At 65.1% G+C, this 18577-nt stretch carries 15 protein-coding genes and 1 other RNA gene; 9 read left to right on the top strand and 7 right to left on the bottom strand.

What is annotated here, in order from left to right; translation table 11 throughout:
- The first annotated feature begins 51 nt into the window (after positions 1–51).
- A complete protein-coding gene (locus tag ABIB78_RS12645; protein WP_429024692.1) occupies positions 52–1476 on the top strand; it encodes a methyl-accepting chemotaxis protein in 1425 nt (474 codons plus the stop codon).
- Between the two features lie 21 nt (positions 1477–1497).
- Here ABIB78_RS12645 and ABIB78_RS12640 read toward each other — a convergent pair whose 3' ends face one another.
- From ABIB78_RS12640 to ABIB78_RS12620, 5 genes are all read right to left on the bottom strand, one after another.
- Entirely contained in the window at positions 1498–2322 is an 825-nt protein-coding gene (locus ABIB78_RS12640) for a TIGR00282 family metallophosphoesterase (protein ID WP_429024690.1), read from the bottom strand.
- 2 nt (positions 2323–2324) lie between these two features.
- Positions 2325–2903, bottom strand: a complete 579-nt coding sequence (locus ABIB78_RS12635) for a 5-formyltetrahydrofolate cyclo-ligase (RefSeq protein WP_429024688.1) — start codon at positions 2901–2903, stop codon at positions 2325–2327.
- A gap of 171 nt (positions 2904–3074) precedes the next feature.
- A non-coding RNA gene (gene ssrS / locus ABIB78_RS12630) (6S RNA) lies at positions 3075–3235 on the bottom strand.
- 166 nt (positions 3236–3401) lie between these two features.
- Positions 3402–3785 (bottom strand): cell division protein ZapA, encoded by a 384-nt coding sequence (locus ABIB78_RS12625; RefSeq protein WP_429024686.1) that lies wholly within the window; start codon positions 3783–3785, stop codon positions 3402–3404.
- Positions 3782–4102, bottom strand: a complete 321-nt coding sequence (locus ABIB78_RS12620) for a DUF4164 domain-containing protein (RefSeq protein ID WP_050405740.1) — start codon at positions 4100–4102, stop codon at positions 3782–3784. The genes ABIB78_RS12625 and ABIB78_RS12620 overlap by 4 nt, the downstream gene beginning before the upstream one ends.
- A gap of 324 nt (positions 4103–4426) precedes the next feature.
- Between ABIB78_RS12620 and tkt the strand changes: the two genes are divergently transcribed.
- The 8 genes from tkt to ABIB78_RS12580 all read left to right on the top strand — a co-directional run bounded on the left by tkt (position 4427) and on the right by ABIB78_RS12580 (position 14143).
- Complete coding sequence (tkt, locus tag ABIB78_RS12615; RefSeq protein ID WP_429024684.1) at positions 4427–6409, top strand: transketolase; 1983 nt, start codon at positions 4427–4429, stop codon at positions 6407–6409.
- A 162-nt stretch (positions 6410–6571) separates the two neighbouring features.
- Positions 6572–7579 (top strand): type I glyceraldehyde-3-phosphate dehydrogenase, encoded by a 1008-nt coding sequence (gene gap / locus ABIB78_RS12610; RefSeq protein WP_429024682.1) that lies wholly within the window; start codon positions 6572–6574, stop codon positions 7577–7579.
- Positions 7580–7723: 144 nt separating this feature from the next.
- Positions 7724–8920: a phosphoglycerate kinase gene (locus ABIB78_RS12605; RefSeq protein ID WP_429024680.1), complete on the top strand. Its 1197-nt coding sequence runs from the start codon at positions 7724–7726 to the stop codon at positions 8918–8920.
- A gap of 142 nt (positions 8921–9062) precedes the next feature.
- The gene (fba, locus tag ABIB78_RS12600) at positions 9063–10130 is read left to right on the top strand and encodes a class II fructose-bisphosphate aldolase (protein WP_429024678.1); all 1068 of its coding nucleotides are present in this window, start codon (positions 9063–9065) and stop codon (positions 10128–10130) included.
- Positions 10131–10306: 176 nt separating this feature from the next.
- Positions 10307–11332: a class I fructose-bisphosphate aldolase gene (locus tag ABIB78_RS12595; RefSeq protein ID WP_429024677.1), complete on the top strand. Its 1026-nt coding sequence runs from the start codon at positions 10307–10309 to the stop codon at positions 11330–11332.
- Complete coding sequence (locus ABIB78_RS12590; protein WP_429024675.1) at positions 11333–12010, top strand: thiamine phosphate synthase; 678 nt, start codon at positions 11333–11335, stop codon at positions 12008–12010.
- A 7-nt stretch (positions 12011–12017) separates the two neighbouring features.
- Entirely contained in the window at positions 12018–13109 is a 1092-nt protein-coding gene (locus tag ABIB78_RS12585; RefSeq protein WP_429024673.1) for an HcpA family protein, read from the top strand.
- Positions 13110–13348: 239 nt separating this feature from the next.
- The gene (locus tag ABIB78_RS12580; protein WP_429024671.1) at positions 13349–14143 is read left to right on the top strand and encodes an inositol monophosphatase family protein; all 795 of its coding nucleotides are present in this window, start codon (positions 13349–13351) and stop codon (positions 14141–14143) included.
- A 14-nt stretch (positions 14144–14157) separates the two neighbouring features.
- On the opposite strand, the gene ABIB78_RS12575 is transcribed toward ABIB78_RS12580, so the two are convergent.
- Both ABIB78_RS12575 and ABIB78_RS12570 read right to left on the bottom strand, forming a co-directional pair.
- Positions 14158–15300 carry an AAA family ATPase gene (locus ABIB78_RS12575; protein ID WP_429024670.1) on the bottom strand — a complete coding sequence of 381 codons (1143 nt, stop codon included), beginning with the start codon at positions 15298–15300 and terminating at the stop codon, positions 14158–14160.
- A gap of 116 nt (positions 15301–15416) precedes the next feature.
- Positions 15417–18572, bottom strand: coding sequence for a multidrug efflux RND transporter permease subunit (locus ABIB78_RS12570; protein ID WP_429024669.1), 3156 nt, complete (start codon positions 18570–18572; stop codon positions 15417–15419).
- Positions 18573–18577: the final 5 nt, after the last annotated feature.

Raw genomic sequence — 18577 nt, 5'->3', positions numbered from 1 at the left:
GGGAATGATGCGGCGGCTCTACGGGCCGCTGTGACCGGAGGAAGTGCTGATATGTCGGCTGCGCAGCTTGCAGTGCTGGATACGTCATCGAACCGGACGCTGGCCGAACGGCTCGTCGACCAGCTCGCCGACCGTATCGGCGGCCTTGGGGTGGAGCTTGCCGATATCGCCGGCAACGTCCAGGAGGTCGCGAACCGCGTCAGCAGCCAGTCGGAGCGGTTCCATCATTTGCAGGAGACAGCCGAGACGATGGTCTCCGCCAATCACGACATCGCTAATGCGTCGCAGGCGGTACAAACGACCGCATCCGCCGCGGTCGGCCAGATCGCGCAGTCGCGCAACGTGGTCGAGACGGCGGTCAGCCACATCGCAGAGCTCGTCGCGGCGGTCGGACGGATCGAGACCCGGCTGAGCGCGGTCGGCTCCGCGCTGAGCCAGGTTGCCAAGGTCTCGGGTTCGATCGAGGCGATCGCGAAGCAGACCAATCTGCTGGCGCTCAACGCCACCATTGAGGCGGTGCGCGCCGGCGCCGCCGGCCGCGGCTTTGCCGTGGTCGCGAGCGAGGTGAAGAACCTCGCCGAGGCGACGCGTCAGGCGACGCATCAGATTTCCGACACCGTGCGCGACCTCGACGGCCAGATCGGCAGCCTGATCGGCGAGAGCAGCGATGCCTCGCTGCGCGCCAAGAGCGCCGGCGAAGGCGCCCAGCAGATCTCGGGCATCATCATGCGCGTGCAGGAGGGCTTTTCATCGGTTGGCGCCGAGATCGGCAGCGTCGCGCGCGCCGCAACCTCCAATCTCGGTCATTGCGACACCGTGATCGCGGAGCTGAACGAGCTTGCCAAGGGCGTCGATCTTTCCTCGCGCGACCTCAAGCACGCCGACGGACGCGTCGCGAAACTGCTCGAGCTCTCCGAGAGCTTGATTGTCATGATCGCCGACAGCGGCGTGGAGACCAGCGATGCGCCGCTGATCCGCGTCGTGATCGAGACCGCGAAACAGATTTCCGAGCTGTTCGAGAATGCCATAGCAAGCGGCGAGATCACGCTCGCGCAACTGATGGACGAGAATTATCGCGAGATCGCGGGCACCAACCCGAAGCAGTATCTGACCGACTACGTCAGCTTCACCGACCGCCTGCTGCCCGCGATTCAGGATCCGATCCAGAAGACCGATCCGCGCATCGTGTTCTGCGTCGCCTGGGCGCGGGGTGGCTATCTGCCGACCCATAATCCGAACTACCGGCTGCCGCAGGGGCCGGACCCGGTCTGGAATAACGCCAATTGCCGCAACCGCCGCCTGTTCAACGACCGCGCGGTGAGCAAGGTCGCGGCGAATACAAAACCGTTCCTGCTACAGACCTACCGCCGCGACATGGGCGGCGGCAATTTCGTGCTGATGAAGGACCTGTCATCGCCGATATTCGTGAACGGCCGCCACTGGGGTGCGTTCCGGGTGGGTTTTCGGCAGAGCTAGAACGAATCCGGGCTACAGGCACTACGTCCAGAACCCCGGCACCGCAGGCTCGAGCCGCCCGCCGGCGCGCACCGGCGCGACTTTCACGGCAAGGCCCGTCGCATCATCGGTCTCGACGGCCACGCCGCTGAGCGTCGCGACGCCCGCGGCCGGCTCGAAGCGGCCGGAGGGAATGCCGGTGAGGAAACGCTGCAGCGGCTCCTCCTTCTGCATGCCGATCACCGAATCATAATCGCCGGTCATGCCGGCATCGCTCATATAGGCGGTGCCGCCGGGCAGCACCTGATGATCGGCGGTCGGCACATGCGTGTGGGTCCCGACCACGAGGCTGACGCGGCCGTCGCAGAAGAAGCCGATGCCCTGCTTCTCGCTAGTGGCCTCGGCGTGGAAATCGAGCACAATGGCGTCGGCGCCCTCGCGCAACGGGCAGGCCTCGAGCTCGCGCTCGATCGCGCTGAACGGATCGTTCGAGGACGGCTCCATGAAGACGCGGCCGATCGCGTTGATGACCAGCGCGCGCTTGCCGGTCTTGGTATCGACCAGCGTGGCGCCGCGGCCCGGCGAATGGCGCGGGAAATTCAGCGGGCGGATCAGGCGCGGCGCGCGCTCGATGAAGACCAGCGCCTCCTTCTGGTTCCAGGCGTGATTGCCGAGCGTGATCGCATCGGCGCCGGCGTCGAGCAGCTCCTGGTAGATCGCCTCGGTGATGCCGAAGCCGCCGGCGGAATTCTCGCCATTGACGACCACGAGATCGAGCGACCAGTCCCTGATCATGCCGGGAAGGTGGTCGGCGATGGCGGTGCGGCCGGTCCTGCCGACGACGTCACCAACGAAGAGAATACGCAAGGCTAGCTACTCCGGAAATCGAACGTCTTGCGCTCCGTTAGCACATAATCGAGCGGGACGTCGTGCGACAGCGCCGGAATCGCCTTGGTTTCCTGTGCAGCAAAGGCAATCCCGACCCCGATCACGTGCTTGGCCTTGCGTAGATGCGCAAAGGTATAGTCGTAATAGCCGGCGCCATAGCCGATGCGGTGGCCGAGCCGGTCGAATGCCGCGAGCGGCACCAGCATCACGTCGGGATGCACCTCGGCCGCGGCCGGCGACGGCTCCGGAATGCCGAGCGGCCCGAGCATCAGCCGGTCCTGCGGCGACCAGCTTCGGAAGGTCAGCGACTGGCCGCGCGCATTGATGCAGGGCAGCGCGAGCCGCGCGCCCTTGTCGGCAAGCTTCTTCATCAGCGGCACCGGATCGAGCTCGCTGCGGATCGGGGCATAGCCGGAGACGATCATGCCTTGCGCGATCTCGAACGGCGCGCCGCGCTTGGCGAGCGCCTCGGCCGCGGCCGCGCGCTGCTCGTCGCTCAGCGCGTCGCGCTTGGCGAGGGCAAGTGCCCGAAGCTCGGCCTTCGATGGAGATGCGTGCATGATCCATCTTCCGCTGTCGTCGTCCGCGACAACGGACGATCCATCATTCAGAGACGCTCACATTCGTTAGGGCCAGGCCGCAGCGCACCGGACGCCCCGCGTCGCGGGGCACAACACTGCACCACAATCGAGCCGCCGCAGCGCGACGACAAGGCAACAGCAAAAAATCAGTGCGAAGCCGCAGAGGCCGTTGGAGCGCTCGATCCCGGAGTTCCCTACGAAAGTAGGTGGGCACCATATGTCCGGGTCCACGGACCCGGCCAGGGACAGTTCCCTAAAGGATCGATAAGGCCCCGGGGATATATGGCTCCTGACGCACGACGCAGCTTCGCGAGGGTCAATGTAGCGACGAAGTGCCTGTTCCGCCAGCGGCACCTATTCGTCCCGGCGAAGGCCGGACCCATAACCACTACTTTTGATTGCTTCGGGGGGTGTCGACCCACAACGCCCAAAAACGTCAGGCCGCAGCGTATGGATCCCGGCCTTCGTCGGGAGGACTCACCCGATCGCGATGCCGCCGCCGATGGTGCGGTTGAGCACCTGCGTGGTGCGCTCGATCCGCTCGGCGGCGGCGTTGAGCGCATTGGAGACGGCGGTCTGGGTCGCACGGGCGCGGTCGGTGGCAGCGACCCGGGCATTGCGCAACTGCTCGACCTCTTCCTCGAGGCTGCGAATGCGCGCGCCCGCATCGACCAGCTCGTCGCAGGCGGTGAGCGCCGCCATCACGGTCAGCCGCGCATCGCCGATCTCGCCGAACTTGCCGCGCAAGGATTCGACACGCTGCTCGAGGTTTTCCGCGAGCTTCAAGAGCCGCACCTCCTGGCCCTCCTCGCAGGCCATCCGGTATTGCCGGCCATTGATGGTGACGTTGATATGGCTCATCTGCCTTCTCCGCCCTCGAGCACGGCGCGAATGGTGCCGATCGCCGCGTCGAGTTTCTCCGCAATGTCGCGATTGACGCGCTCGAGCTTGCGCGTCTTCACCAGCGATCCGTCGAGTTCGTCGGCAAGCCGGGAGCGATCGGCGCCGAGCGCCTGGATCCGGCTCGCCAATTCGTTCTCGTCGCGATCGGCCTCGCGGCGCCGCTCCACGGAGCTTTCCAGCGCATCGAGCGCTGCCATCAGCCGCTTGGTCGCAGCGTCGATATCGGCAAGCGGTGCCTCGGTATTGCCAGACCCGTTGGCGAGACGATCACTCATGACACGCGGCGTGGACCCCTAAGGTAGGCCTGCTGGAGATAGGCCTGCCGCACGGCAAAACTGGCGGTTCGGCAAGCGTTTACGGGACGAAATTTACGTGGCAAGCGAGCCCAGCGCAACGGCGGCGCAGAACTATGCACCGTTCAATGAAACTGGGCGATTTCGGGCAACTTTTCCCCGTTTTGGGGCGTTTCATCGCCTTGGACTTGCGGAATTGAGGTGCTAATCCACCCTCCAACCCGTAAGGCCCTTCCACGCGCGTATCGCGGCTGCCCGCCCCGATGCGTTCAGAATCAGCTCCTCATTCCAGGCGGACTTTTCATCATGACGCAGGTCGATCACACCCGTATGGCCAATGCGATCCGTGGCCTTGCCATGGACGCCGTCGAGAAGGCGAATTCCGGCCATCCGGGCCTGCCGATGGGCGCCGCCGACATCGCGACCGTCCTGTTCACCCAGTTCCTGAAATTCGATGCCGCCGACACGGCGTGGCCCGATCGTGACCGCTTCGTGCTCTCGGCCGGCCACGGCTCGATGCTGCTCTATTCGTTGCTGTACCTCACCGGCAACACGGACATGACGCTCGACCAGCTCAAGCATTTCCGCCAGCTCGGATCGCGGACGCCGGGACATCCCGAGAATTTCCACACCAAGGGCATCGAGACCACCACCGGTCCGCTCGGCCAGGGCATTGCGACCGCGGTCGGCATGGCGCTCGCCGAGAAGATGCTCGCCGCCGAGTTCGGCAAGAAGATCGTCAACCACCACACCTATGTGCTCGCCTCCGACGGTGACCTGATGGAAGGCATCTCGCAGGAAGCGATCGCGCTCGCCGGCCACTGGCGGCTCAACAAGATGATCGTGCTGTACGATGACAACGGCATCTCGATCGATGGCCCGACCTCGATCTCCGATTCGGTGGATCAAGTGAAGCGCTTCAAGTCCGCAGGCTGGGCCGCCGAATTGATCGACGGCCAGGATCCGCAGGCGATCGCCGCCGCGATCACCCGCGCGCAGAAATCCAGCAAGCCTTCGATGATCGCCTGCAAGACCACGATCGGCTTCGGCGCGCCGCACAAGGCCGGCACCGCCAAGGCGCATGGCGAGGCGCTCGGCGCCGACGAACTCAAGGCCGCCAAGGAGAAGCTCGGCATTTCGCTCGAGCCGTTCTCGGTACCCGACGACGTGCTGAAGGCCTGGCGTGAGGCCGGTGCCCGCGGCGCCGCCGATCACAAGGCATGGGACGAGCAGTTCGCGCAGCTCGGCAACCGCAAGCGCGCCGAGTTCGAGCGCCGCATCCGTCACGAGCGGCCGCAATCGCTCGCCAAGGGGCTGCGCGCCTTCAAGAAGGGCCTGTTGGAAAATCCGCTCAACGTCGCGACCCGCAAATCGTCGGAAGCCGCGATCGAAGTGATCGCCGCCGCGATGCCGATGGAATTCGTGGCCGGCTCCGCCGACCTCACCGGCTCCAACAACAACAAGGCGAAGTCGGCGACAGCGTTTGCCGCCAAGACCCCGAAGGGCCGCTTCATCCATTACGGCATCCGCGAGCACGGCATGGCAGCGTGCCTCAACGGCATCTTCCTGCACGGCGGCTTCGCACCGAACGGCGCCACCTTCCTGGTGTTCACCGACTATGCGCGCGGCGCAATGCGGCTGTCGGCGCTGATGGGCACCGGCGTCGTCTATGTCATGACCCATGACTCGATCGGCCTTGGCGAGGACGGCCCGACGCACCAGCCGGTCGAGCATCTCTCCGCGCTGCGCGCCATGCCCAACATGCGCGTGTTCCGTCCCTGCGATGCGGTCGAGACCGCCGAGTGCTGGGAACTCGCGCTCAACCGCATCGACGGACCGACGGTGCTGGCACTGACCCGCCAGAACCTGCCGCAACTCCGCACCACGGTGCCGAACGACAATCCGTGCAGCCACGGCGCCTACGAGCTGGTCGCGGCGCAGGGTGACGCAAAAGTGTCATTGTTCGCCTCCGGTTCCGAGGTCCAGATCGCGGTCGAGGCGCAGAAGCAGCTTGCCGGGCGCGGCATCGCGACGCGGGTGGTCTCGGTCCCGTCGCTGGAATTGCTGCTGACGCAGCCCGCCGAGCGGCAAAATGCGGTCATCGGCAACGCCCCGGTCAAGATCGCGATCGAGGCTGCGGTGCGCTGGGGCTGGGATGCCGTGATCGGCCATGACGGCGAATTCATCGGCATGCACGGTTTCGGCGCCAGCGCTCCGGCGAAGGACCTTTTCCCGCATTTCGGCATTACTGCGGAGGCCGTCGTTAACGCTGCCCTGAAGCGCGTCTGACGCTGGCCTGACACCGCCGGTCGAAGGTTGAGCTTGCCGCAAAAAAGGATTACGAAAGCTCCATCTTTTCCGCTCGCGCCCGGCTGAACCGGGCGTTCCGCCGTAAAACCCTCGTGGGACACCTCCCGCGGGGCCGGCAGCAGCTTTTAGAGGAGACACAGCATGGCAATCCGCGTCGCGATCAACGGGTTTGGGCGTATCGGCCGCAATGTGTTGCGCGCCATCGCCGAGTCCGGCCGCAAGGACATCGAGGTGGTCGGCATCAACGACCTCGGCCCGGTCGAGACCAACGCACACCTGCTGCGCTTCGATTCCGTACACGGCCGCTTTCCGGGCACCGTGACCGTCGATGGCGACTCGATCAGCGTCGGCGACAACAAGATCAAGGTCTCGGCCGAGCGCGATCCCTCCAAGCTGCCGTGGAAGGCCCTCGGCGTCGACATCGCGCTGGAATGCACCGGCATCTTCACCTCGAAGGACAAGGCCTCGGCGCACCTCACGGCCGGCGCCAAGCGCGTGCTGGTCTCGGCGCCGGCCGACGGGGCCGACGCTACCATCGTCTACGGCGTCAACCACGACACGCTGAACAAGGATCAGCTGGTCATCTCCAACGGCTCCTGCACGACCAACTGCCTCGCGCCGGTTGCCAAGGTGCTGAACGAGACGGTCGGCATCGAGACCGGATTCATGACCACGATCCACGCCTATACCGGTGACCAGCCGACGCTCGATACTCTGCACAAGGACCTCTATCGCGGCCGCGCCGCGGCGATGTCAATGATCCCGACCTCGACCGGTGCGGCAAAAGCGATCGGCCTGGTGCTGCCGGAGCTGAAGGGCAAGCTCGACGGCGTCTCGATCCGCGTGCCGACCCCGAATGTCTCGGTGATCGATCTCAAGATCGTCGCCAAGCGTGCCACCGACGCCAAGGAAATCAACGAAGCGATGAAGCGCGCCTCCGAGCAGCAGCTCAAGGGCATTTTGGGCTTCACCACCGCGCCCAACGTCTCGATCGACTTCAACCACGATCCGCACTCGGCCACCTTCCACATGGACCAGACCAAGGTGCAGAACGGCACGCTGGTGCGGGTGATGGCCTGGTACGACAATGAGTGGGGCTTCTCGAACCGCATGGCCGACACCGCCGTCGCGATCGGCAAGCTGGTTTAAGTTCGACTGTTGGCGATGCCCGGCCCCGTGCCGGGCATCTGCGTCTTTGCCCCCGCATTCGCGACCTGAACGGCCGCGACATCGGCAAGCGACAGCGACGCCGTCCTCTCTGGACGGCTGTGTCGGGCCGCACAGGAAACGCTCATGACAAAATCGTTCCGCACCCTCGACGACGTCAACGTGAAGGGCAAGCGCGTGCTGCTGCGCGTCGACCTCAACGTCCCCATGGAGGGCGGCCGCGTCACCGACGCCACACGGCTCGAGCGCGTTGCCCCCACCATCACCGAAATTTCCGACAAGGGCGGCAAGGTGATCCTGCTCGCCCATTTCGGCCGCCCCAAGGGGCGCGATCCCAAGGAGTCGCTGAAGCCGGTGGCTGAAGCGCTCTCGAAGGTGATCAAGCGTCCGGTCGCTTTCGCCGAGGATTGCATCGGTGAGCCTGCGGCCACGGCGGTCGCGGCGCTCAACGACGGCGACATCCTCTGCCTCGAGAACACGCGCTTCCATAAGGAAGAAGAGAAGAACGACGCCGGCTTCGTCGCGGAGCTTGTCAAGCTCGGCGACATCTGGGTCAACGACGCCTTCTCCGCGGCGCATCGCGCCCACGCCTCGACCGAAGGCCTCGGCCACAAGCTGCCGGCTTATGCCGGCCGCACCATGCAGGCCGAGCTCGACGCGCTCGGCAAGGCGCTGGAAGCACCGACCAAACCTGTGATCGCGATCATCGGCGGCGCCAAGGTCTCGACCAAGATCGATCTTCTGGAAAACCTCGTGAACAAGGTCGACGCGCTGGTGATCGGCGGCGGCATGGCCAATACCTTCCTGCACGCGCAGGGCGTCGCCGTCGGCAAGTCGCTCGCCGAGAAGGACCTCGCCGCGACCGCGCTGCGGATCATGGAGAAGGCTAACTCGGCCAATTGCGCGATCATCCTCCCGGTCGACGCCGTCGTCGCCAACCAGTTTGCCGCCAATGCGCCCTCGCATGCCTATGGCCTCGATGCGATCCCGGCCGACGGCATGATCCTCGACGTCGGCCCGCAATCGATCGCGCGGATCCATGCCGCGATCGACGATGCGGCGACGCTGGTCTGGAACGGGCCGCTCGGCGCCTTCGAGCTGACGCCGTTCGACCGCGGCACCGTGGTGTCGGCCAAGCGCGCCGCCGAGCGCACCAGAGCCAGGAAGCTGATCTCGGTCGCCGGCGGCGGCGATACCGTCGCGGCACTGAACCAGGCGGGCGTGGCCGGTGATTTTTCCTACGTCTCGACCGCGGGCGGCGCGTTTCTTGAATGGATGGAAGGCAAGCCGCTGCCGGGCGTCGAAGTTCTGAAAAACGGTTGATTTAGGGCATGATCCGGAAAAGCGTGAAGCGTTTTCCGAAAAGATCATGCTCAAACAAAGAGTTAAAGCGCGATGACGATCTAGTCCAATCGCATCGCGCCTTAGGTCAAATCCGCGAACGCGCACTACAGGGAGAAATGGAATGGCTCGCATAACGTTGCGGCAACTGCTCGATCACGCGGCCGAGCACGATTACGGCGTACCCGCCTTCAACATCAACAACATGGAGCAGGCGCTGGCGATCATGGCCGCGGCCTCCGAGGTCGACGCGCCCGTGATCATCCAGGCCTCGCGCGGTGCGCGGTCCTACGCCAACGACGTCATGCTCAAGCACATGATGGACGCCGTCACCGAGATCTACCCGCAGATCCCGGTCTGCGTGCATCTCGACCACGGCAACGAGCCCGCCACCTGCATGACCGCGATCCAGGCTGGTTTCACCTCGGTCATGATGGACGGTTCGCTGAAGGCCGACGGCAAGACCCCCGGCGATTGGGACTACAATGTCGGCGTCACCAGGACCGTGACCGGCATGGCCCATCTCGGCGGCATCTCGGTGGAAGGCGAGCTCGGCGTGCTCGGCTCGCTCGAGACCGGCATGGGCGACAAGGAAGACGGCCATGGCGCCGAGGGCAAACTGTCGCATGACCAGCTTCTGACCAATCCCGACGAAGCCGTGAAGTTCGTCCGGGAGACCAAGGTCGACGCGCTGGCGATCGCGATGGGCACCTCGCACGGCGCCTACAAGTTCACCCGCAAGCCCGACGGCGACATTCTCGCCATGAACGTGATCGAGGAAATCCACCGCAAGCTGCCGAACACGCATCTGGTGATGCACGGCTCCTCGTCGGTGCCGCAGGAGTTGCAGGAGATCATCAACGCCAATGGCGGCAAGATGAAGCCGACCTGGGGCGTGCCGGTCGCCGAGATCCAGCGCGGCATCAAGAACGGCGTGCGCAAGATCAACATCGACACCGACAACCGCATGGCGATGACCGGCCAGATCCGGAAGGTGCTGAAGGACAATCCGGAAGAATTTGATCCGCGCAAGTACCTGAAGCCCGCCATGGACGCGATGACCAGGCTGTGCAAGCAGCGGCTGCAGGAGTTCAACACCGCGGGCCAGGCCAGCAAGATCAAGAAGGTGCTGACCACGGCGGAGATGGCCAAGCGCTACGCCAACGGCCAGCTCGACCCGAAGGTCGCCTGACGACATATCGCCTCAATCATTAAGGCGGGACACCGGCTCTGACGCAGTTGGAAACGGTGTCCCAGGCTGTGATTGCCGGCGGCGACAAACACCGGCCGCGACGAACGTTTTCTAGGCAATTGCCCGAGAACCGCCTATTTTGGCTCGCAAAGGCAATGGCTCTGGAGGACGCCCCCATGAACCTCTCCGACCTCAACAAAATTGCGCTTGCCATGGTCACCCCGGGCAAGGGTATCCTCGCCGCGGACGAATCCTCCGGCACCATCAAGAAGCGTTTCGACGCCATCAAGGTCGACTCGACCGAAGATAATCGCCGCGACTATCGCGAGATGCTGTTCCGCTCGCAGGACGCGATGCACAAGTACATCTCCGGCGTCATCCTCTACGACGAGACGATCTGGCAGAATGCCAGGGACGGCACGCCGCTGGTCAAGCTGATCGAGCAGGCCGGCAGCATTCCCGGCATCAAGGTCGACGAAGGCACGCAGGCCTTGCCGAACTGCCCCGGCGAACTCGTTACCGTCGGCCTCGACAAGCTCGCCGAGCGGCTGAAGAAATATTACGAGCGCGGTGCGCGCTTTGCGAAATGGCGCGCCGTGATCGATATCGGGCCGCGAATCCCGACCCAGACCGCGATCCGCGTCAATGCCCATGCGCTGGCGCGCTACGCTGCGTTGTGCCAGGCCGCGCAGATCGTCCCGATCGTCGAGCCCGAGGTGCTGATGGACGGTGATCACGACATCGACCGCTGCTACGAGGTGACGCAGCGCGTGCTGAACCGCACCTTCCAGGAATTGCGGGTGCAGCGCGTCGCGCTCGAAGGCATGATCCTCAAGCCGAACATGGCGATCTCGGGCAAGAAGTGCCCCAAGCAGGCATCGGTCCAGGAAGTCGCCGAAAAGACCATCCGCCTGCTCAAGAGCTGCGTTCCGGCCGCGGTGCCCGGCATCGCCTTCCTCTCCGGAGGACAGAACGACGAGGAAGCGACGGCGCATCTCGACGCCATGAACAAGATCGGCCATCTGCCCTGGCGGCTGACCTTCTCCTATGGCCGCGCGCTGCAGGCGGCGCCGCAGAAGGCGTGGTCCGGCAAGCCCGACAACGTCCCCGCCGGCCAGCGCGCCTTCTCGCATCGCGCCCGGATGAACGGGCTGGCGAGCACCGGCAACTGGGAAGCCGGCCTCGAAAAACAGGCGGCATAGTTGGCCACCAAGCCCGTTCCGCCACGGCCAGCGCCGCGCCTCTATCTGGCAACACCGCCGGTCGACGAGCCCGCGCAGCTTGCGGCCGAGCTTCCGGACCTGCTTGCCGCGGCCGACGTCGCGGCAGTGTTGGTGCGGCTGCGCGAGACCGACCCGCGCAGCATGATCTCGTACGTCAAGGCGCTGGCGCCCGCCATCCAGACAGCACGTGCTGCGCTGCTGATCGACGGCCATCCCGATATCGTGGCCCGCGCCGGCGCCGACGGCGCGCACCTGACCGGGATCGCCGCGTTGGAAGACGCGGTGCCCTCGCTGAAACCCGACCGCATCGTCGGTGTCGGCGGTCTCGCGACGCGCCACGATTCCATGGCCGCGGGCGAGGCCGGCGCCGACTATGTGCTGTTCGGCGAGCCCGACGCCAAGGGACAGCGGCCCTCGACCGAGGCGATCGCCGAGCGGCTGGAATGGTGGGATGAATTGTTCGAGCCGCCCTGCGTCGGCTTTGCGATCTCGCGCGAGGAGGCCGAGGCATTCGCGGCGGCCGGCGCGGATTTCGTGCTGGTCGGAGACGTCATCTGGTCCGATCCGCGCGGCGCAAAGGCGGCTCTCGTCGAGATTGGCGATGCGATAGCGCAGGCGCATGCCGGCACGTTCGGCCAGGCCAAGGCCGAGGGATGACGCCGGAATGAAATGCCTGCGTCCGATAGGTCTTGCGCTCGGCTGCACGATGCTGGCGAGCGGCGCGATGGCGCAGCTCTCGATCACGCCGCCGGCGCAGACGCCGCCTTCTGCAAAAAAGGAGGCTCCGAAGCCGAAGGTGCATGCGCCGGTCGCGAAGAAGCCGACGCCGAAGCCTGCCGCCTCCGCGACGCCGAAGCCTGGCGCATCAGCGACGCCCACCCCGACGCCATCGCCAACCCCGACACCGGACGATCCCAATGTCGACCTCGTCTACGGCGCCTATCAGCGCGGCATGTACAAGACGGCATTCGATCTCGCGACAGTGCGCGCGCAGAACAACAACGATGCCAAGGCAATGACGATGCTGGGCGAGCTCTATGCCAATGGGCTCGGCGTCAAGCGCGACTACGCCAAGGCCGACGACTGGTACAAGCGCGCGTCCGATGCCGGCGACCGCGAGGCGATGTTCGCGCTCGCCATGATGAAGATCGCAGGCCGCGGCGTCACGGTGGACAAGGATGCCGCGGTCAAGCTGCTGGCGTCGTCGGCCAAGCTTGGCGAACCGAAGGCGGCCTATAATCTCGCGCTGCTCTATCTCGACGGCCAGACCCTGCCGCAGGACCTCCGCCGCTCCGCGGAGCTGTTGCGCATGGCGGCGGACGCCGGCAGCCCCGAGGCGCAATACGCGCTGGCGACCTTCTACAAGGAAGGCACCGGCGTGCCGAAGGACCTCGAAAAGGCGGCGCGGCTGCTACAGGCCGCCTCGCTGGCCGACAATGTCGACGCCGAGGTCGAATATGCCATTGCGCTCTACAACGGCTCCGGCACGCCGCGGAACGTGCCGGCGGCGGTGGCAATGCTGCGCAAGGCGGCCCGGCAGAACAGCGCGATCGCGCAAAACCGCCTCGCCCACGTGTTGGCGACCGGCGCGGGCGCCCCGGTGGACAAGGTCGAGGCATTGAAATGGCACATGGTCGCCAAGACCGCCGGCAAGGGTGACCCCGATCTCGACGACATTCTCGCCGATATGAGCCCGGAAGACCGCGCCAAAGGCGAGGCAGCGGCGCGAAAATGGATCGGAAACAACGTCAAATGACGCCTTGACGGCGCCACTTCCAGAGGGCACCCAGTCCAGCAACCGAAGGCGCCGCAGGCCGTTTCCCGTCATCCTGAGGTGCGAGCCTTGCGGCGCAATTGCGCCGCTGGGCGAGCCTCGAAGGATGCACGGCCGGTTGGCGGCCGTCGATCCTTCGAAACGCGCGTTCCGCGCTCCTCAGGATGACAGGACCACGTTCGGGCCGGTCCTCCAGCACAATCGCAAAGAAACCGTTCACTATGCTCTACTCCGCCCTCATCAATGTCATGGTCAAGGCTGCGCGCCGCGCCGGCCGCAGCCTCAAGCGCGACCTCGGCGAGATCGAACATCTCCAGGTGTCGCTGAAGGGGCCGGCGAACTTCGTCTCGCTCGCCGACAAGCGAGCCGAGGAGATGCTCTACACCGATCTTGAGAAGGCCCGGCCCGGCTACGGGTTTCTCGGTGAGGAAGGCGGCAAGCGTGAAGGCTCGGACAAGAGCCACACCTGGATCGTCGATCCGCTCGACGGCACCACCAACTTCCTGCACGGCATCCCGCAATTCGCGATCTCGATCGGGCTCAAGCGCGAGGACACCGTGATCGCGGGCGTGATCTACAATCCCGCCAATGACGAGCTCTACATCGCCGAGCGCGGCAAGGGTGCGTTCCTCAACGACCAGCGGCTGCGCGTCGCCGGCCGCCGCCAGCTCAACGAATGCGTGGTCGCCTGCGGCCTGCCGCATATCGGTCGCGGCAATCACCAGCTGGCGCTGCAGGAGATGGCCGCGCTGCAGACCAAGGTCGCGGGCTTCCGCCGCTTCGGCGCCGCCTCGCTCGACCTCGCCTTCGTCGCCGCCGGCCGTCTCGACGGCTATTGGGAACGCAATCTGCAGGCCTGGGACGTCGCGGCCGGCCTGCTGATGATCCGGGAAGCCGGCGGCACGGTCTCGGGCATCCAGGGCAATGACGATCCGCTGCAGACCGGCCACATCGTCTGCGGCAATGAGTTCGTGCACGGCGAGCTGATCAAGATCCTCAAACCGCTCGGGCAATAGCGCGACGGCCCGATCTAATCGTCATCGTTGTCATCATCGTTATCGTCGTCTTCCCGGTCACGAAATTCACCGCCGGCGGTCAGGCCCTCAATCGTCGTGGCGCCATTCGCCTTGATCACCCGGCGCAGCGGGACCGAACTCTCGCTTCGCAATGCCTCCATCAGATGTTCCGAATGGGTGACGATCCAGATGTCGGCGCGGCGGGACGCTTTGGCGATCAGCCTGGCCAACGGCGCCAGCAGCGATGGATGCAGGCTGGTCTCGGGTTCGTTCAGCGCGATGAACGGCGGCAGCCGATAGCCCATGAACACGGCGAGCAGGCAGATGTATTTCAGCGTCCCGTCGGACAATTCGTGAGCCTTGAACGGACGCGGCATATCCTGCTGCCGTAACTCGAATTCACACCGCCCATTCTCCTCCCATGCCCGGAGTTCAGCGCCCGGGAATGCGTCTTCGATCGCATCCTGCAGATCACCGGCACCTTCCCTAATAGCGAAGAGTGTTGCCAGCACGGCAGCCAGATCGTGGCCATCGGCGCTCAGCGACGGCGTCGTGATCGCCAGACAAGGCTTGCGGATCGGCGACGCCGGATCGGTACGAAAGTCGTGATAGAATCGCCAGCTCTGCAACGCGTTTCGGATCAGATCGATTTCGGGGCACACTTTGCTGTCGAGGAAATCCGCGAGCGCGGTTTCCGACGGCAGCACCGCATCCTTGTGCTCGCTCCAGGCGCCGCTCTCGCCGCGGACGCTGACATGTGAATTGGCCCGCTCCATCATCAGCACTTTTCGCTTGCCGTGAGTCGCTTCGATTCGTTCGGACTTGATCATCGGCTCACCAGGAAATGCCGCCTCGGCCGGGGCAGGAAACCCGAGCTCGATGGCATATCTGATGTGCTCGAACCTGACCTCCAGCCGCAGTCGTCCGTCCTCGCCCCGCCTGCGGACGCCGGACCAGTAGACGGAGTTCAATCCACCTTCGTCGGCGATCGTGCGCGTGATCCGACCCGTCGCCGCGTCACGCAACAGCGACAGGGACTTGTAGAGATTGGATTTGCCGACACCGTTCTGGCCGACGAAGACGGACAGCGGCTGAATGGGCATGATGAGCCGGCGAATGGAGCGATAGTTCGAGATCGCAATATCGCTCGGCCGCATCACATGCCCTCGATCCCCGGGTTGCTTGCACGTTCCCCGTTCAATCCAGAGATGCAATCTGAATTGAACGGCTTGCGAAAGCAAGCCGCCGATCTGATCGGCACCCGTCTTGAACATCAGTGACCGATCCTTGCCGGCGCGGGCGGGCCGTAGACTTCGGCCTTTGCCGGCGCCTTCTCGCGATCCCCCGCCAGCACGCGCTGCACGCTGACGAAGAACACCGGCACCAGCAGCAGCGCGAGGATCACGACGGCGATCATGCCGCCCATCACCGAGGTGCCGAGCGCCTGCTGGCTGGCACCGCCGGCGCCGGTCGCGATCGCCATCGGCAGCACGCCGCAGACGAAGGCGAGACCAGTCATCAGGATCGGGCGGAATCTGAGACTGCACGCCTCGATGGTCGCCTCGACCAGCGGCTTGCCCTGCGCGCGCAGATCCTTGGCGAACTCGATGATCAGGATCGCGTCCTTGGCGGCAAGGCCGATGATGGTGATCAGGCCGACGGTAAAATAGACGTCGTTGGATAGCCCGCGCAGCGTCGCCGCCACCACGGCGCCGAGAATGCCTAGCGGAATGGTGAGCAGCACCGCGAGCGGAATGGTCCAGCTCTCATAGAGCGCCGCGAGCAAGAGGAACACCACCAGCACCGACAGCGCGAGCAGGAACGGCGCCTGCGAGCCCGACAGCTTCTCCTGCAACGACTGGCCGGTCCATTCATAGCCGAAGCCGCGCGGCAGCTTGTCGGCGAGCCGCTCCATCTCTGAGATCGCATCGCCCGAGGTGAAGCCCGGCTTCGCCTCGCCGGAAATGCGCACCGCCGGATAATAGTTGAAGCCCGCAATTTGAGTGGGTCCCTTCGACCACTCGATGGTGGCGAAGGCCGAGAACGGCACCAATTGCCCACGGCTGTTCTTGACGTTGTAATTGAGGATGTCGTCCGCGTTCATGCGGCTGGTCTTGTCGGCCTGCACGATGACGCGCTGCATGCGCCCGCGGTTCGGGAAGTCATTGATGTAGTTCGAGCCGAGATTGGTCGAGATCGTGTTGTTGATGTCCTCGAAGGTGAGCCCGAACGCGCCCGCCTTCTCGCGGTCGATCATCAGATTGACCTGCGGCGCCGGCGGCAGGCCCTCGACATAGACCTTCTGCAGGATCGGGCTGGCATTGGCCTCCGCGATCAGGCGGTCGGACGCTGCGATCAGCGCCGTATAGCCCTTCTGGCCGCGGTCCTGCAGGCGGAACGAAAAGCCCGAGGAGTTGCCGAGGTTGTCGATCGGCGGCGGCTGCAGCGCCGAGATCCTGGCGTCGCGGATCGACGACAGCTCGCGGTTGATGTCGGCAACGATGGCGGCGGCGGAATCCTTCGGTCCGCGCTCCGACCAGTCTTTCAGCGTGATGAACGCCTGCGCGGTGTTCATGCCCTGGCCGAGGAAGCTGAAGCCGGTAAGGAACGTCACGTTCTCGATGCCGGCGCGATCCTTCAGGTACTTCTCGACCTGCTCGACCGCAGCTTCGGTGCGCGCATAGGACGACTCCGACGGCGTCTGCACGTCGGTCGTGATGAAGCCCTGATCGTCGACCGGCAGGAAGCCGCCGGGCAGCCGCACGAACCCGTAGGCGACGCCTGCGAACAGCACGAGATAGATCAGCATCAGGCGGCCGGTGCGCTTCAGCCCGGCCTGCACCGTACGGACATAGCCAGCACGGCTGGTGTCGAGCACGCGGTTGAAGGCTCCGAACACGCCCTTGCGGGCATGGCCGTGGCCCTTCTCGACCGGCTTGAGCAGCGTCGCGCACAGCGCCGGCGTCAGCGATAGCGCGAGCAGCGCGGAGAACGCGATCGCCGCCACCATGGTGACCGAGAACTGGCGGTAGATGATACCGACCGAGCCAGGGAAGAACGCCATCGGCACGAACACCGCCATCAGCACCAGCGTGATGCCGATGATGGCGCCTGATATCTGCGACATCGCCTTCCTGGTGGCTTCCTTCGGCGGCAGGCCCTCCTCGGCCATGATGCGCTCGACGTTCTCGACCACGACGATGGCGTCGTCGACGAGGATGCCGACCGCCAGCACCATGCCGAACATGGTCAGCATGTTGATCGAGAAGCCCGCGATCATCAGCGTGGCGCAGGCGCCGAGCAGCGCCACCGGAACCACGATGGTCGGAATGATGGTGTAGCGGATGTTCTGCAGGAACAGGAACATCACGATGAACACCAGCACCACCGCCTCGACCAGCGTCATCAGCACCTTCTTGATCGATGCCTCGACCACCGGCGTGATGTTGTAGGGGATCTCGTAAGAGATATTGGCCGGGAAGAAGCGCGACAGCTCCTTCATCTTGGCTTCGACGGCGCTCGCGGTCGCCAGCGCGTTGCCCTTCGGCGACAGCAGCACCGAGAGACCGGCAGTCGGCTTGCCGTCGAGGCGCGTATTGAACTGATAGCTGAGACCGCCGATCTCGATCCGCGCGACGTCGCGCAGGCGGACCGTCGAGCCGTCGGCATTGGCACGCAGGATGATGGCGCCGAACTCGTCGGGCGAGGAGAGCTGGCCCTTCACCAGCACCAGCGCGGAAATCTTCTGCGTGTCGGTGCTCGGCTCGGCGCCGATGCTGCCGGAGGCGACCTGGGCGTTCTGCGCCGTGATCGCCTTGTTGACGTCGTCGACGGACAGGCCGTAGCCGACCAGCTTGGCCGGATCGATCCAGATGCGCAGGCTGCGCTCGGTCGAATAGAGCGTGGCGCGGCCGACGCCGGGAATACGGCGCACCTCGCCCAGCACGTTGCGGATCATGAAGTCGCCGAGGCCGACCTCGTCGAGGCTGCCGTCGGTCGAATTCAACGTGATGATCTGCAGCACCGCGGATGACGCTTCCTCGACCAGGATGCCCTGCTGGATCACGGCGCGTGGCAGCCGCGCCTCGACGCGCTTGAGACGGTTCTGCACCTCGACCGAGGCCTGGCTGGTGTCGGTGCCCGGCTTGAAGTTGGCGATGATCTCGACCTGGCCGAGCGAGTCGGAGGTCGATTCGAAGTTCAGGATGTTGGCGGCGCCGTTGAGCTCCTCCTCGATCAGCCGCGTCACGCTGTTGTACAGGTTCTCCGGCGACGCGCCGGGATAGCTGGTCGAGATCGAGATCGAGGGCGGCGCGATGATCGGGTATTGCGCCACCGCGAGTAGCGGAATCGAGATCGCGCCGATCAGACAGATGAACAGCGCGACCACCCAGGCGAAGATCGGCCTGTCGATGAAGAAGGCGGGCATGTCGG

Source organism: Bradyrhizobium sp. I1.14.4, from assembly GCF_050435825.1.
Taxonomy (GTDB): domain Bacteria; phylum Pseudomonadota; class Alphaproteobacteria; order Rhizobiales; family Xanthobacteraceae; genus Bradyrhizobium.
Note: the sequence above shows the minus strand (reverse complement) of the source record. Positions and strands in the feature narration are given on the sequence as shown.

Excerpts from the sequence above, each read along its gene's own strand:
- ABIB78_RS12620 (WP_050405740.1), bottom strand. The coding sequence starts at position 4,102 with ATGAGTGATCGTCTCGCCAACGGGTCTGGCAATACCGAGGCACCGCTT.
- gap (WP_429024682.1), top strand. The coding sequence starts at position 6,572 with ATGGCAATCCGCGTCGCGATCAACGGGTTTGGGCGTATCGGCCGCAAT.
- ABIB78_RS12580 (WP_429024671.1), top strand. The coding sequence starts at position 13,349 with ATGCTCTACTCCGCCCTCATCAATGTCATGGTCAAGGCTGCGCGCCGC.
- ABIB78_RS12585 (WP_429024673.1), top strand. The coding sequence starts at position 12,018 with ATGAAATGCCTGCGTCCGATAGGTCTTGCGCTCGGCTGCACGATGCTG.
- ABIB78_RS12645 (WP_429024692.1), top strand. The coding sequence starts at position 52 with ATGTCGGCTGCGCAGCTTGCAGTGCTGGATACGTCATCGAACCGGACG.
- fba (WP_429024678.1), top strand. The coding sequence starts at position 9,063 with ATGGCTCGCATAACGTTGCGGCAACTGCTCGATCACGCGGCCGAGCAC.
- ABIB78_RS12595 (WP_429024677.1), top strand. The coding sequence starts at position 10,307 with ATGAACCTCTCCGACCTCAACAAAATTGCGCTTGCCATGGTCACCCCG.
- tkt (WP_429024684.1), top strand. The coding sequence starts at position 4,427 with ATGACGCAGGTCGATCACACCCGTATGGCCAATGCGATCCGTGGCCTT.
- ABIB78_RS12575 (WP_429024670.1), bottom strand. The coding sequence starts at position 15,300 with ATGCGGCCGAGCGATATTGCGATCTCGAACTATCGCTCCATTCGCCGG.
- ABIB78_RS12635 (WP_429024688.1), bottom strand. The coding sequence starts at position 2,903 with ATGCACGCATCTCCATCGAAGGCCGAGCTTCGGGCACTTGCCCTCGCC.
- ABIB78_RS12625 (WP_429024686.1), bottom strand. The coding sequence starts at position 3,785 with ATGAGCCATATCAACGTCACCATCAATGGCCGGCAATACCGGATGGCC.
- ABIB78_RS12570 (WP_429024669.1), bottom strand. The coding sequence starts at position 18,572 with ATGCCCGCCTTCTTCATCGACAGGCCGATCTTCGCCTGGGTGGTCGCG.
- ABIB78_RS12605 (WP_429024680.1), top strand. The coding sequence starts at position 7,724 with ATGACAAAATCGTTCCGCACCCTCGACGACGTCAACGTGAAGGGCAAG.